General features: G+C 62.7%; 14 protein-coding genes. 12 read left to right on the top strand and 2 right to left on the bottom strand.

Annotation, left to right across the window (positions count from 1 at the left end):
• Nucleotides 1–90 precede the first annotated feature (90 nt).
• A complete protein-coding gene (locus tag QF092_RS11720) occupies nucleotides 91–996 on the top strand; it encodes a LysR family transcriptional regulator (protein ID WP_281464085.1) in 906 nt (301 codons plus the stop codon).
• Between the two features lie 157 nt (nucleotides 997–1,153).
• Here QF092_RS11720 and QF092_RS11715 read toward each other — a convergent pair whose 3' ends face one another.
• Nucleotides 1,154–1,801, bottom strand: coding sequence for a response regulator transcription factor (locus QF092_RS11715; RefSeq protein ID WP_281464084.1), 648 nt, complete (start codon nucleotides 1,799–1,801; stop codon nucleotides 1,154–1,156).
• Nucleotides 1,802–2,058: 257 nt separating this feature from the next.
• On the opposite strand from QF092_RS11715, the gene QF092_RS11710 reads away from it, so the two are divergent.
• Both QF092_RS11710 and QF092_RS11705 read left to right on the top strand, forming a co-directional pair.
• On the top strand, nucleotides 2,059–2,580 hold the full coding sequence (locus tag QF092_RS11710) for a putative pterin-binding protein (RefSeq protein ID WP_281464083.1): 522 nt from the start codon (nucleotides 2,059–2,061) through the stop codon (nucleotides 2,578–2,580).
• A gap of 54 nt (nucleotides 2,581–2,634) precedes the next feature.
• The gene (locus tag QF092_RS11705) at nucleotides 2,635–5,277 is read left to right on the top strand and encodes an ATP-binding protein (RefSeq protein WP_281464082.1); all 2,643 of its coding nucleotides are present in this window, start codon (nucleotides 2,635–2,637) and stop codon (nucleotides 5,275–5,277) included.
• A 2-nt stretch (nucleotides 5,278–5,279) separates the two neighbouring features.
• On the opposite strand, the gene QF092_RS11700 is transcribed toward QF092_RS11705, so the two are convergent.
• Nucleotides 5,280–6,392, bottom strand: a complete 1,113-nt coding sequence (locus QF092_RS11700) for a hypothetical protein (RefSeq protein WP_281464081.1) — start codon at nucleotides 6,390–6,392, stop codon at nucleotides 5,280–5,282.
• Between the two features lie 119 nt (nucleotides 6,393–6,511).
• Here QF092_RS11700 and flgB point away from each other — a divergent pair, with 119 nt between their 5' ends.
• The 9 genes from flgB (at nucleotide 6,512) to QF092_RS11655 (ending at nucleotide 13,148) form a co-directional block, all read left to right on the top strand.
• Nucleotides 6,512–6,895 carry a flagellar basal body rod protein FlgB gene (gene flgB / locus QF092_RS11695; protein WP_281464080.1) on the top strand — a complete coding sequence of 128 codons (384 nt, stop codon included), beginning with the start codon at nucleotides 6,512–6,514 and terminating at the stop codon, nucleotides 6,893–6,895.
• 2 nt (nucleotides 6,896–6,897) lie between these two features.
• Nucleotides 6,898–7,308, top strand: a complete 411-nt coding sequence (flgC, locus tag QF092_RS11690) for a flagellar basal body rod protein FlgC (RefSeq protein ID WP_281464079.1) — start codon at nucleotides 6,898–6,900, stop codon at nucleotides 7,306–7,308.
• 40 nt (nucleotides 7,309–7,348) lie between these two features.
• Nucleotides 7,349–8,065: a flagellar hook assembly protein FlgD gene (locus QF092_RS11685; RefSeq protein ID WP_281464078.1), complete on the top strand. Its 717-nt coding sequence runs from the start codon at nucleotides 7,349–7,351 to the stop codon at nucleotides 8,063–8,065.
• A gap of 35 nt (nucleotides 8,066–8,100) precedes the next feature.
• Nucleotides 8,101–9,372, top strand: coding sequence for a flagellar hook protein FlgE (locus QF092_RS11680; RefSeq protein WP_281464077.1), 1,272 nt, complete (start codon nucleotides 8,101–8,103; stop codon nucleotides 9,370–9,372).
• 9 nt (nucleotides 9,373–9,381) lie between these two features.
• Nucleotides 9,382–10,146 carry a flagellar basal body rod protein FlgF gene (locus tag QF092_RS11675; protein WP_281464076.1) on the top strand — a complete coding sequence of 255 codons (765 nt, stop codon included), beginning with the start codon at nucleotides 9,382–9,384 and terminating at the stop codon, nucleotides 10,144–10,146.
• 107 nt (nucleotides 10,147–10,253) lie between these two features.
• A complete protein-coding gene (gene flgG, locus QF092_RS11670) occupies nucleotides 10,254–11,042 on the top strand; it encodes a flagellar basal-body rod protein FlgG (protein ID WP_281464075.1) in 789 nt (262 codons plus the stop codon).
• Nucleotides 11,043–11,051: 9 nt separating this feature from the next.
• Complete coding sequence (locus QF092_RS11665) at nucleotides 11,052–11,717, top strand: flagellar basal body L-ring protein FlgH (protein WP_281464074.1); 666 nt, start codon at nucleotides 11,052–11,054, stop codon at nucleotides 11,715–11,717.
• Nucleotides 11,717–12,832: a flagellar basal body P-ring protein FlgI gene (locus QF092_RS11660; protein WP_420026541.1), complete on the top strand. Its 1,116-nt coding sequence runs from the start codon at nucleotides 11,717–11,719 to the stop codon at nucleotides 12,830–12,832. Before QF092_RS11665 ends, QF092_RS11660 begins: the two co-directional genes overlap by 1 nt.
• A 1-nt stretch (nucleotide 12,833) precedes the next feature.
• Nucleotides 12,834–13,148 (top strand): rod-binding protein, encoded by a 315-nt coding sequence (locus QF092_RS11655; RefSeq protein WP_281464072.1) that lies wholly within the window; start codon nucleotides 12,834–12,836, stop codon nucleotides 13,146–13,148.
• The last annotated feature ends 4 nt before the right edge of the window (nucleotides 13,149–13,152 follow it).

The following is a 13,152-nucleotide window of genomic DNA, read 5'->3' as shown; positions in this document are numbered from 1 at the left end:
TTGCAGGGCAAGAAAATCATCCGTCCCCCCTTGTCCGCAAATCAGATTTGCAAAAATCTAGGGTCAGAAAAACTAATCCAAAAGCCACGCATGCCTGTCGCCCCGCCCCGACCGAAAGACCTGCCCCTCACCGCTCTTCGCGCGTTCGAGGCGGCAGCCCGACTTGGCGGTTTCGCCGCCGCCGCACAGGAATTGGGCGTCACCCCCGGCGCGATCACCGCCCATATAAAGCAGTTGGAACAAAGGCTTGGTGCGCCGCTTTTTGCCCGTACCCCGCGCGGCGTACGCCTTACGGCCCTTGGCCAACAGACATTGCCCGCCTTTACCGAGGCGTTCGATACCCTTGGTGCTGCTGTCAATGACCTGCGCGCCGCCGCAGCACCCCGCACCGTCCATATCGCCACGCTGCCCGCCATCGCGCAGCTTTGGCTGTCGCCGCGCCTGCCCGCCCTGCGCGCCGCCGCACCCGACATCACCATATCCATCACCGCGCTGGAACAGCCGCCAAACCTCAAGCGCAGCCCGCATGACCTGTCGCTCTTCTTCGACGAAGACCCCGCAGGTCGTCTCGCCCCCGACGTGATCTTCCCCGTCTGCGCCCCCGCCCTTGCCGCCCGCCTGTCCGGCCCGCAGGACATCGCGCGCTTTCCCTGCCTGTCGGATGCCACATGGTCCGATGACTGGGCGCTCTGGGCCGCCACGCGGCACGCCGATCCCCCCACCATCCCGCAAGGGCCCAGCTTTTCGCTCTACGCGCTCGCGGTTGAGGAAACGGTGAATGGCGCCGGCCTTCTGATTGGGCATGAGGCGCTGGTGGCCGCCCATCTGGCCGATGGCCGCCTCATCGCGCCCTTCCCCCAGCGACTTAAACTGAAACGTGGCCTGCGCCTCTGGTCAGACCGCCCCCTTCGCCCCGGCACGGCTCCCCATTTCGTGGCCGATTGGCTTGCACGCGCCGCGGTGCCCCCGCTTCCCATGCGCAATATCCAACCCTAACCTCGCCCCCGCATTGGCATGGGCAAGACAAGAGAAGGGCACAAACCCCTCCTGATTTTCATCTTGGCAAAAAATACTCTCGGGGGGAGGATCGCCCACCGGGCGATCCGTGGGGGGCAGACAGCCCCCCTGCACCGCGTCCACAGGTGCTACGGCCCTAAATCAGCCCCAGATCCCGCGCCACGATCACCGCTTGCGTCCGGTTTGATGCCGCAAGCTTCTTGCAGATGCTCGTCACATGCATCTTGATCGTCGGTTCCGCCAGCTTCAGATCGTTGGCGATTTCCTTGTTCTGCTTGCCTTCGGCCAGATAGGACAGGACCATCATCTCCTTGTCCGACAACCGCCCGTTCTTTGTCTGCCGCCCAGCATTGTGCCGCTCGCGCACCAGTTCAAGCGGCATGTAATGCTCGCCCGCATGCATGAACCGAATGGCATTCGCCAAGGACCGCACGCCCGTCGTCTTCAGGACGATGCCGGACGACCCGGCATTCATGATCTCGTCCAGCATGCGCGGCGTCGGATTCCCGGTGATGATGGCGACAGGCTTGGTGCCATTGGCCTTGATCGCCTTACGCAAGCCCGCCACGCCATTCATCCCCGGCATGTTCAGATCCAACAGCACGACGTCGTAGGGGCCATCCGACTGGATGTAATCCACCGCCTCGTCCAGGGTCTTTGCCGTGGCCACCTCCATGTCGGGGGCAGACGAAAGATACATTGCAAACACGTCGAGAACCATTTCATGGTCGTCTGCGATCAGGATACGGATCTTGCCGCTTCCCCCACCACCCAACATAGCCATTCGCCACTGCCCTCCATTCCTTTTGTGCGTCGTCCTGCAAGAAATGGGCCGATGGCGGCCCTGTCACTCGCGGTTTGTCGCAATACATACCTACAAGGATACGTCCTACACTTTCTAAAACAAATAGAACGGTGACCAATCCCGACTAAGTTGAAAGATTAACATACTTTCGTATGGGATGGCATCCGGAATCGGAATAGAGAAAAAGCAGCTTTTTGCTATGGTCCACACCATCGTCCCTGTACGCGGAGCTTCCGATGCCCCAATTTTCCGTTCCGACCGGCCGCCTTGCGGCGGCTTTTGCATTTCTGCTGCTCGCCCCCGCGACCAGTTTTGCCGAAATGGCTGCCCCGACCGGTGAAGTGATCCTGACAATCGACGGGTCGATCACTTCGACCAACGCCGATGGCGCTGCCCAGTTCGATCTTGATATGCTCAAGGCCATGCCGGTTTCGGGCTTTGACACCACCACGACATGGACCGACCGGATGCACCGCTTTGATGGCGTACCGCTCAAGGCCCTGCTCGAGGCGGTTGGCGGCGAAGGAACCAAGATCACTGCAACGGCGCTGAACAATTACGCCGTCGACATCCCGCTTGACGCGATCAAGGATGATGCGCCGATCGTTGCCTATCACATCGACGGCGAAACGTTCTCGCGCCGCGACAAAGGCCCGCTCTGGATCGTGTTCCCATATGATTCCAGCCCCGAATATCAAACCGAACTGGTCTATGGCTGGAGCATCTGGCAATTATCCACATTGACGATCGCTGAATGATCCCGGTGCCGGCACCTTGTGCAGGTGCCGGCAACCCCCATCCGGGCCCGTGCCATGACGAAGTTTTTCGACGAAGCCCTTGAGGAAGGCCGCATTCACCGCGCTGCGGTGCGGGTGCGGCACATCACCCTCGCCTTCACCTTCGTCGTGACGCTGGCCGCCATGGGTTATGTCTTTTTGCAGATCGATGGGGAACTTGAACGCTCCTCCTCGGTGAATTCCGACAACGTCACCTGGACCATGGCGCAGGTGGAGGTTGATACCCTCAAACTCCAGCGTGCCGTCATCCTTGCCGCACAACGGCCAGACGATCCCAAGGTGCTCGACGATCTCCGCCTTGCTTTCGATATTTTCTACAGCCGCTTCAACGTGCTGGCGAAATCCGATGAACTGAACTTCCTGCCGATCAACGAAACCTTGCGCGAAGAACTCTGGTCGCAAGGTGCCTTCTTCGACCGCATCACGCCCATCATCGACTCGGATGATGCAACGCTCAGCGCCGCCGTGCCTGCGCTGCAGGCCGAAATGGTCACCGTGGCCAATACGGTCCGCACGCAGGTCGTCTCGTCGCTGCAATCGCTTATGGTCAGTGGCGATGCCCGTCGCAACGAATTGCGCCGCTCGCTTCAGGTCTTTGCCGCCGCCGCGCTTGGCCTTTTGGGGCTCATGGCGGCGCTCTCGCTTGTCATCATCCTGCAGAACCGCGCGCAAAGCCGCCGAACGGAAACCACTGAACGTGCCGTTCACAACCTTCGCGCCGTAATCGAAAGTTCGCTCGACGCGCTTATCATTGCCGATGCCCAAGGCGCTGTGACCGATTGCAACAGCGCGGCCGAACTTCTGTTCGGCGTCTCACGCGATGATTTGCGTGGCATCCCTGTGGAACGCCTGCTGCATCATGAAGGTACCGACGACCCGTTGACCCTGCTGCGCAGCCTGTACCGGACCGATTCCCCGGAACTGCAGGATGGCCGCCTTTTGATGCATGGCCGCCGCGCCGATGCCAGCGAAACCCCGGTCGAAGTCGCCTTGGCCGAGGCACAGGGTGCCAGTGGCGAACCCATGTTCATCGCCTTTATCCGTGACATATCCGAACGCATCGAACGCGAAGAAAGCCTGCGCAAGGCCCGCAATGACGCGCTTAAGGGCGAAGAGGCGAAATCCCGCTTCCTCGCCGTCATGTCGCATGAAATGCGCACGCCGCTGAACGGCTTGATTGCCGCAACGGAACTTCTACAAACCTCCACCGATCTTGACCAACGGCAAAGCTGGTTGTCCGAGATTGTGCTGTCCTGCGGTTGGGCGGCGCTTGATCAGGTCAACAACGTGCTGGAACTTACCCGGCTTGGGTCTGATCAATCGGCCAGCTATCAGGTGTCGGATTTCTCGCCCGTGCAGGTGGTCCGCGACCTGATGCTCCAGAACCAGCCGCAGGCGGGCAAGCGCGGGAATCTTCTGCATTTCGAAGAGCCGGCCCAGCCGCTTCCCCTTGTATCTGCCCCGCGCCAGCTTTTCATGCGCGTCCTCTACAATCTGATCGGCAACGCCATCAAATTCACAGATGCCGGCTCTGTCACCGTCCGCATCACGCCCAAAATGCAGGAAGATGGCCGCAAGCTGGGTCTGTCCATCGCCGTCATCGACACAGGCATCGGCATCCCTGAACAGGACCTTGAACGCATCTTCCACAACTTCGAAACGCTCGATGCGTCTTATGCCCGCATGCGCGAAGGCACGGGTCTGGGCCTTGGCATCGCCAAACTGTCGGCCGAGGCGATGGGAGGCACCATCCACGTCAGTTCCGAACTCGGCAAGGGCAGCACCTTCACCTTTGACGTCACCCTTCCGGTCGCGATCGAAACCCGCGCCGCTGCCGCCGAAACGGCCGAGGCGCAAGAGGAAGAGCCCGTCCTCAACATCCTCGTGGTCGAAGATAATCCGATCAACAGCCTCTTGCTGACCGAAATGCTGCGCCTGCGCGGCCATACCGTGACCAATGCCGTCGATGGGGTCGAGGCTGTCGAAAAGGCCACCTTCACCGCGTTCGACATGATCCTGACCGATATTTCCATGCCCCGTATGGACGGGCTGGAAGCCACCCGCCATATCCGCCGCGAAGGAGCCTCGCGCAACGTCCCGATCATCGGCGTCACCGCCAATGCAAGCCCCGACAAGATGCCCGAATTCCTTGGCGCAGGGATGACGGATGTTCTGGTCAAGCCGATTACCCGCGCCGCCTTGATGGCCATCCTTGCCACCTATTCGCGCGGCATCGCCCGGAACCGCCAGCGCACGGCAATCGCCGCTACCGCATCCCCTGCCGAACCCTCTGCCCTGAATGAAGACGTGTTCCGCGAAACGCTACAAGAGATGGGGCATGATTTCGTCGCAAGGCTGGCAGACAAGCTGATCGGCGAAACCGAAGAAGTCACCGCGCAGCTGTCTGATCTATCCTCTGCCGGACGCCATGACGAGGCGGCGAAAGTCGCCCACAAAACCGCCGGTGCCGCCGCAGCCATTGGTCTTGGTGGCCTCCACGCGGCCCTGGTCGGCTTCGAAACAGCGGCCCACGCCGCCGATTCCGATGCCGAAGCGAAGGCCCTCGCCGCCCTGCGCAGTGTTCTGCCCCGCACCATCACGGCGCTTGGCGAAAACGGCATATCGATTTCCGCACAGCCCCGCGCGGCGGCGGAATAGGCCTAACCGGCCTTTTTCTCGACCTCTCCGTCATCCTCGGCCATCGCCGCAAATTGCGCCGATAGGTCGATGGCCAAAGGCTTCGCCTTGCCCGCGCCCTTGGCCGTTGCGGCTGCGGCAGCGTCCTCTTCCGCTTCCATCGCCGCGAAGGCCGCCGCTGGATCGGCCATCAAGGACGGGGCCTTTGTCGCCGGGATGGCTGGGCTGTCGGCGGCCTCCATCGCCGCAAAGGCCGCGCCAGGATCGATCATCTGCGCCTTCTTCCCGGCGCGGGGCGTAGCAGGTTCATCCCCTGCCATTTCGGCAAAGGCCGCGGTGGCGTCGAACTTAGGCATCTGCATCGCCGGGGCAGGCTTTGCCTGCTCTTTCACCTCCGGCGCCGGCAACGGGTCGTCCCCGCCCTTACCCGCCTCAACGGACAGTCCTTCGAACCCGACATCCGACAGGGCTGCGAATTCCGCCGACAGGTCTGGCATTGCCGCCTTTTTACCGCGCTTCGCTTGCGTCTTCTGCGCGGCATCCGTTGTTTTGCCGGCTTCCGCAGTCTCGTCCGCCGCCACTTCGGCCTGACCTTCATCCAGCAGATCCAGAATTGGCGCAGGGACAGGGGCCACCATCATCACTGGCAACTGTTCGGCCTCGACCGCCGGTTCGTCCGGCATGTCAAAGGCGGAAAGGCCCGCGGCCGCGGCCGCCCAATCGATTGGCGCGAATTCCGGCTCCGAGTCCGGCTCTGGCGCGGCGGCCTGCGGCGATGCCTCCGGTTCTGGCGGCTCCATCAAAAGCTTCGCCACATCATCCAGATTGATGGACATAAGCTTGCCCTTCGGCGCGGGCTTCGGCGGGGGCGGCTCTGTCACGACTTCGGGAATTGGCGGTTCGGGTTCCGGCGGCATGGTTTCCGCCACAGCCAATACCGGCAGGGGCAAGTCCAGCGCCCGTCGCATCAGCATGATCCGCGCCGCCCGCAGCGCGCGCTGCCCCGTCCCGGGCCGCGACTGCAGATAGAACGGCTCCAGCCGCTCCAACGCCTCATGCGGGTGCAACTCCGAGACCGCCTTCAGCAAGGCCTTCGCCACCTCCCGATGCGCCCTTTTCTTTCGCGCCGCCGCCATTCCACGCTCCTGCACCCACTGCCGTGCCCAGTTGGCACGCCGCTTGCACTGTTCTCCCCGATCCATGGGGCCATTCCGTCCGCAAACGGGGGGCCGCCCATCGCCAGAGGACAGACTCAATGACGGTTGGTTTCGCTGAATCGATAGGCCTTCACGCCCAAGCTCTTATCCTGCGCGAAAAGCGCGGGGAAATTCTTGCTTCCAACATCGCCAACGCCGCCACGCCCAACTTCAAGGCGCGCGATTTCGATTTTGAATCCGAACTTGCCCGCGCCCGCGGCACCACTGGCCCTGCCCGCACGGCACCGGGCCACCTCGCTGGCACGCTGGCCGATGGCAACCTTGGCTACCGCGTCCCCGTCACCGCCTCGCTGGATGGCAATACGGTCGAACTTGGCGTCGAACAGATGGAGTTTGCGGAAAACACCGTCCGCTACCAGTCCAGCCTGACCTTCCTCAACCGCCGCATCTCTGGCCTGATGACCGCGATCAAAGGAGAATAAGGATGACCGAGATCCGTAACGTCTTCGACGTCGGTGCCCGCGCCCTGTCCGCGCAGATGGTTCGTATGAACACCGTGGCCTCCAACCTTGCCAATGCCGGGTCCGTCGCGGGGACAGCCGAAGATGCCTACAAGGCCATGCGCCCCATCTTCGAAACCGAATATGCCCGCGCCGAAGAAGGCCTTTCCACTGCCACCGTCGCCGATGTGGTGATGCTTGACCGTGAACCGCAAAAGGTATTCCGCCCCGATCACCCCGACGCCGATCCCGAAGGCTTCGTCTACGCCGCAGCGGTGAATACCGAAGAAGAGATGGTCGAAATGGTCGAGGCCAGCCGCCAATACCAAAACACGCTTGAAACCATGTCCACCCTGCGCGCGCTGATGGCACGAACCATGCAGATGGGCCAGTAACGCCACCCCGGCCCCGTGAAAGGCACCCGGAAGGACCGCCATGATCAACATCGACGCCACCACTGGAAACGTCAATCTGAACGGCACCAGCCGCAGCACGGCCACGGGGTCGAACACCTCGGCCGCCGCCAGCGTCAGCGAAACGGATTTCTCCGGCGCGCTTGGGCAGCAGGATTTCCTGACCCTGATGCTGGCCCAGTTGCGCAACCAAGATCCGCTTCAGCCGATGGAAAACGGCGAATTCCTCGCCCAGCTTGCGCAATTCTCCACCGTTTCGGGGATCGAAAAGGTCAACGACACCCTCGCCAGCATGGGTGGCGGCATGGGTGGCGATTTCCGTATCGCCACCGCCGCGAACCTTCTGGGGCATGAGGTGCTGGTCCCCGGCAACCTCGCCCGTCCCAGCAAGGATGGCAGCGTGAATGGCGTGGTCGATCTGCCCGCAGATGCCAGCTCTGTCGTGGTCAGCTATACCGATTCCAAAACCGGCGCGCTTTTGCACAGCCAGACTTTTGCTGATCAACCTAAGGGGCTGATGGGCTTCTCATGGTCCGATCTGCCCGCTGGCATCGCCGAAAGCCGCACCCCCGTCCGCATCTCTGTCTCGGCCACCACATCGCAAGGAACCGCACAGGTCGGGGCCTCCGTTTTCGCCCGCGTGCTGTCGGCCTCCACCGGCACCAGCGCAAACGACATGACCCTTCAGGTCGAAGATTACGGGGCGCTGAACGCGCTCGAAGTCGAAACCGTCCGCTAAGGCAGCAAAGAAAACGTAAAGGTAAGGATACGCCCATGTCCATGAGCACCGCCCTCTCCGGCCTGATGGCCGCCCAAAGCGATATCTCGGCCACTTCGCACAACATTGCCAACGTTGGCACCATGGGCTTCCGCTCCAGCCGCGTGGAATTTGCCGATGTCTTCTCCTCATCGCCTTTCGCGAACCAGCGCACGGCCATCGGGTCGGGCGTGCAGGTCCAGCGCGTCGCGCAGGATTTCACCCAAGGCAACGTGGTCACGACGGGCAACCTTCTGGACATCGCCATCGAAGGGCAGGGTTTCTTTGCCATCCAATCCTTCGGTGATCCGAACACGGCGGCGGGAGAGATGCGCTATACCCGCGCCGGGGCTTTCACGATGGATGCCAACGGAAATGTAGTGAACGCTGCCGGCAGCGCGCTTCTGTCATGGCCCGTCGGGGCAGATGGCCGCCCGCTCACCTTCGACATGGCGCAGGCCCGCCCGCTGACCATCCCGCTGGAAATGGGCACGCCCGTCGCCTCTTCGCAGGTCAATCTCGAACTCAACTTCCCGTCGGATAACGGCATGTTGGGCCAGCAATCGGCCATCCCGCCAGCGGCACCTTTCAACCCTGCTGATCCCACGACCTATGCCACCCGCACGCCGATCCCGCTTTTCGGTGATGCTGGCACCCCGGTCGAGGCTGAGGCCTATCTCATCAAGATCGCCGAACCTGACGCCTTCTCGACCGATACGGTCTTCGAATTGCGCCTCCTCGTGCAGGGGTCCGAGGTCATCCCAACCCCTCCCGCCGTCCAGAACACCATCACCTTCGATGCGACCGGGGCCATCACCGCGGGCCAGACGCTGCCCTTCGGCACCAACGGACTGACCCTGAATTTCGCAGGTTCCACCCTGACCACCTCGCCCTTTGCGGTGCAGACAGCCACGCATAACGGTGCCTCTGCGGGCCGCCTGACGAACCTTGAACTGGATGGCACGGGCGGCGTCTATGCCACCTATGGTAGTTCGGGTCGCATACCGATGGGCCAGATCGTGCTGGCCACCTTCACCAATCCCGGCGGGCTGAAGATCAACGGCAACGCCACCTTCTCGGCCACCTCTGAATCTGGCGCGCCGCTGACGGGCACGCCCGGCACGTCGGGCTTTGGCCTTTTGCGGTCCGGCGCGCTCGAACGCTCCAACGTCGAACTGACCGAAGAGTTGGTGAACCTCATCTCGGCCCAACGCAACTATCAAGCCTCTGCCAAGGCGATGGAAACCTCCACCTCGCTGATGCAGACGATCATGAACATCCGGACCTGAGGTGGCTGAATGGACCGCCTGATCTACACAGCTCTGAACAGCCTTGCCAATCTGCGCGGCGCGCATATCGCCACCGCCCAGAACCTCGCCAACCAGAACGTCCCCGGCTTCCGCCGCGACTATCTGCCAGAGGGGCAGGCCTTCGTGCTGGAAGAACAGGGCGACATGCAGGCCCGCGCCTTTCAGGTGCCCGAAGAAAACCCCGCCTTTTCGCGCGTGTCGGGCTTTCTGAACCAGACCGACCAACCGCTCGACATCGCATTGGCCGACAAGGGCTGGTTCTACATCCGCCCCGAGACCGGCGGCGCGCCCGCCCTTTCCCGGCGCGGCGACCTTCAGGTGGCCTCTGACGGCATCCTGCGCACCGGGGCGGGGGATGCCATCCTCGATCAGGGCTTGCAGCCCATCGAAGTGCCGCCCTTCCGTAGCCTGACCGTAAACGAAATCGGCACCATCTCGATCGAACCGCTGGATGGCGCGCCCGGCGAACGGGTGGAACTGGCGACCATCGCCACCACCCTCGCCCCCGGCGCGGTGCTGACAAAGGGCCTTGATGGCCAAATCCGCCCCGTCGATGGCCGCCCGCTTCCAGCCCCCGATCAGGGCGGCAAGGTGCTGCAAGGCGTTCTCGAAGGGTCGAACGTGAATTCCACCGAGGAACTCATCACCTCCATCGACATCCAGCGCAATTTCGAACTGAACATGCGCCTCATCTCTTCGGCCAAGGAATTGGATGAGGCGGGCACCCGCCTCCTGCGGATGCCCGAAGCCTGATCCCACGGGTCGATCCGGCCCAACCCCTGAATTCGCGCGCCTCGCAACCGGAAATGGCACGGCCCTTGCACCAGATCGGATGACGAACACATCCCAAGGTGCCCCCGATGACAACCGATGCGATGCACGTGGCCAAGACCGGGCTGGATGCCCAGCAGACCCGGATGCAGGTCATCGCCAACAATCTGGCGAACGTGAACACGACGGGTTTCAAACGCGACCGCGCGAATTTCGAAACCTTGCTCTACCAGAACATCCGCCCCGCCGGTTCGCCCACCTCCGAAGGCACACAGCTGACCACGCCGCTCGCTGTCGGCACCGGTGTCCGCGTGGTGAATACCGAAAAGCTTTATACCCAAGGCAGCCTTGTCACCACCGACAACGCCTTCGACGTCGCCATCGACGGGCAGGGGTTCTTTCAGGTCCTCCTGCCCGATGGCCGCATCGGCTATACCCGCGATGGCACCCTGTCGCGCAATTCCGAAGGCACCCTGACCACCGCCTCGGGTTATATCGTCCAGCCGGAAATGCAGATCCCCGACGGCGCCACCTCCGTGGCCATTTCGGGCGACGGAATTGTCACCGTCACCCTGCCCGGTGACGTCGAACCGCAAGAGGTGGGGCAGATCACGCTTGCCACCTTCTCCAACCCCCGCGGGCTGGAACCGATTGGCGAGAACTTCCTCGTTGAAACCGCCGCCTCCGGCCCCGCCATCGTCGGCAACCCCTATGCCGACGGCATGGGCAAGCTGGTGCAGGGCACGCTTGAATCTTCGAACGTCAATGTCGTTCAGGAACTGGTCGACATGATCGAAACCCAGCGCGCCTACGAGGTGAACTCCAAGACCATTTCCGCATCCGACGAAATGATGCGCTTCCTTGCCAACAATCTCTGAGGCTGACCGATGAAATCCGCGCCCCTCTTCTTGTCCCTGATCCTCGTTACGGCGGCCTGCTCGCCCACCTATATCGAAGAAAAGGAAAGCGAAAACTACGCCCCGGTCTACCCGGAACTGGCCTATACCGACAGCGATGCCGTGCCCACGGGCGGCATCTACACGGCCTCATCGGCAGGCCTTTTTGCCTCGGACAACCGTGCCGCGCGGGTGGGCGACATCCTGACCGTGCAATTCACCGAACGCTTCCAGGCCTCCAAGACGCAATCCGCCTCTGGCTCGCGCTCGAACGACTATTCGATCGATCTGCCCGATGTTCTGACCCTTGGCCTTGATGATGGTGTTCTCGACAATGGCACCGATCAATCCTTCGCGGGGCGCGGTCAGGCGCAGCAGTCGAACTCGCTCACGGGTCGGCTGTCGGTGCAGGTCGTCCGCGTCCTGCCGGGTGGCCAGCTGGAAATCATGGGCCAGAAACGCCTGACCCTGAACAACGGCAACGAATATGTCCGCCTGACCGGCGTCGTCCGGCCCGAAGATATCAATGGCCAGAACGTCATCTCCTCCGACCGTATCGCCCATGCCTCGATCAAATATGTTGGCGCAGGCTCGGTGCATGATACGTCGCGCCCCGGCTGGCTGCGCCGTGGCCTTGATGTGGTCTCGCCGCTGTGATCCGCGCGGCCCTCGTCACTCTGCTTTTGCTGTTCGGTCTGGCCCCCCCGGCCAGCGCCGACCGGCTGAAGGACATCACCTCGGTTGCGGGCGTGCGCTCCAACCCGCTCGTCGGATATGGCGTCGTCGTGGGTCTTTCCGGCAGCGGTGATGGCAATTCGGGCCTCACGCTGCAATCCCTGCAATCCCTGATCTCACGCCTCGGCCTCACGGTCGAGGCGTCGGATCTGAACGCCAAGAACGCCGCCGCGGTGATGGTCACCGCCGAACTGCCACCCTTCATGAAGGAAGGGCAGGTTCTGGATGTGACCGTCTCCACCGTCGGCTCGGCCAAATCGCTCAAGGGCGGCACGCTTCTGATGACGCCGCTGATGGGTGCGGATGGCGAAATTTACGCCATCGCGCAGGGCAATCTCATTGTCGGCGGCCTCGGTGTGCAGGGGCAGGACGGGTCCTCCCTCACTGTCAATGTTCCGACAGTGGGCCGCATCCCGCGCGGTGCCACCGTCGAAAGAATCGTCGAAGCCCCGTTTCAGGACACAGACTCCCTCGTTCTCAATTTGAACCGTCCCGATTTTTCGACCGCCGCCGCCGTCGCCAAGGCGATAAATGAAGTATTCGGCCCCGGCATCGCCAGCGCGCTCGATGGCACCTCTGTCGCGGTCCGCGCCCCCTATGATCCGAACCAACGCGTCACTTTCATGGGGATGCTGGAAAACATCGAGGTGACCCCCGATGCCCCCGCCGCCCGTGTCGTGGTGAATTCCCGCACCGGCACCGTGGTCATCGGCGGCCATGTTCGTGTGACACCCGCCGCCATCACCCATGGCTCCCTCACCGTCTCCATCTCGGAAGACCCGCAGGTGAACCAAAGCGCGACTGTGGTGAATGGCGACGGCACCGTCGTCGTTCCCGGCGAAACCACCGTCACCCCCGACAGCACCATCACTGCCACCGAAGAGGCGAACCGCGCCTTTGTCTTTGATCCCGGCGTGTCGCTGACCTCGCTTGTCGACGCGATCAACGCCGTCGGTGCCTCTCCCTCCGATCTTGTCGCCATCCTCGAAGCGCTGCGCGAAGCCGGCGCCCTTCGAGCCGAACTCGTGGTGATCTGACATGGATTTCAAACCCATCTCCACCCCCGTCTCGCTGGCCCCGCCGCTCAAGGACCAGCAGGCCGAACTGCGCAAGGCCGCCGAAGGGTTCGAGGAACTGTTCCTCGGCCTCTTCCTCAAATCCGCCCGCGCCGCCTCGCTGGGCGATGATCTTCTCGGCAGCAGCGCGGTAGAAAAGACCCGCGACCTTTTCGATGCCGAAATCGCCCGCGCCTCATCGGGCCGCACGGGTTTCGGCATCGCCGATGCCGTGGAACGGCAATTCTCGCGCTTCGCCTCGCCCTCTGCGGCGGCCAACGCTTACAAGGCTGACTGATGTC

The organism is Fuscovulum ytuae, from assembly GCF_029953595.1.
Lineage (GTDB): Bacteria > Pseudomonadota > Alphaproteobacteria > Rhodobacterales > Rhodobacteraceae > Paragemmobacter > Paragemmobacter ytuae.
The sequence above is the reverse complement of the archived record's forward strand: the minus strand, read 5'-3'. Positions and strand labels throughout refer to the sequence as shown.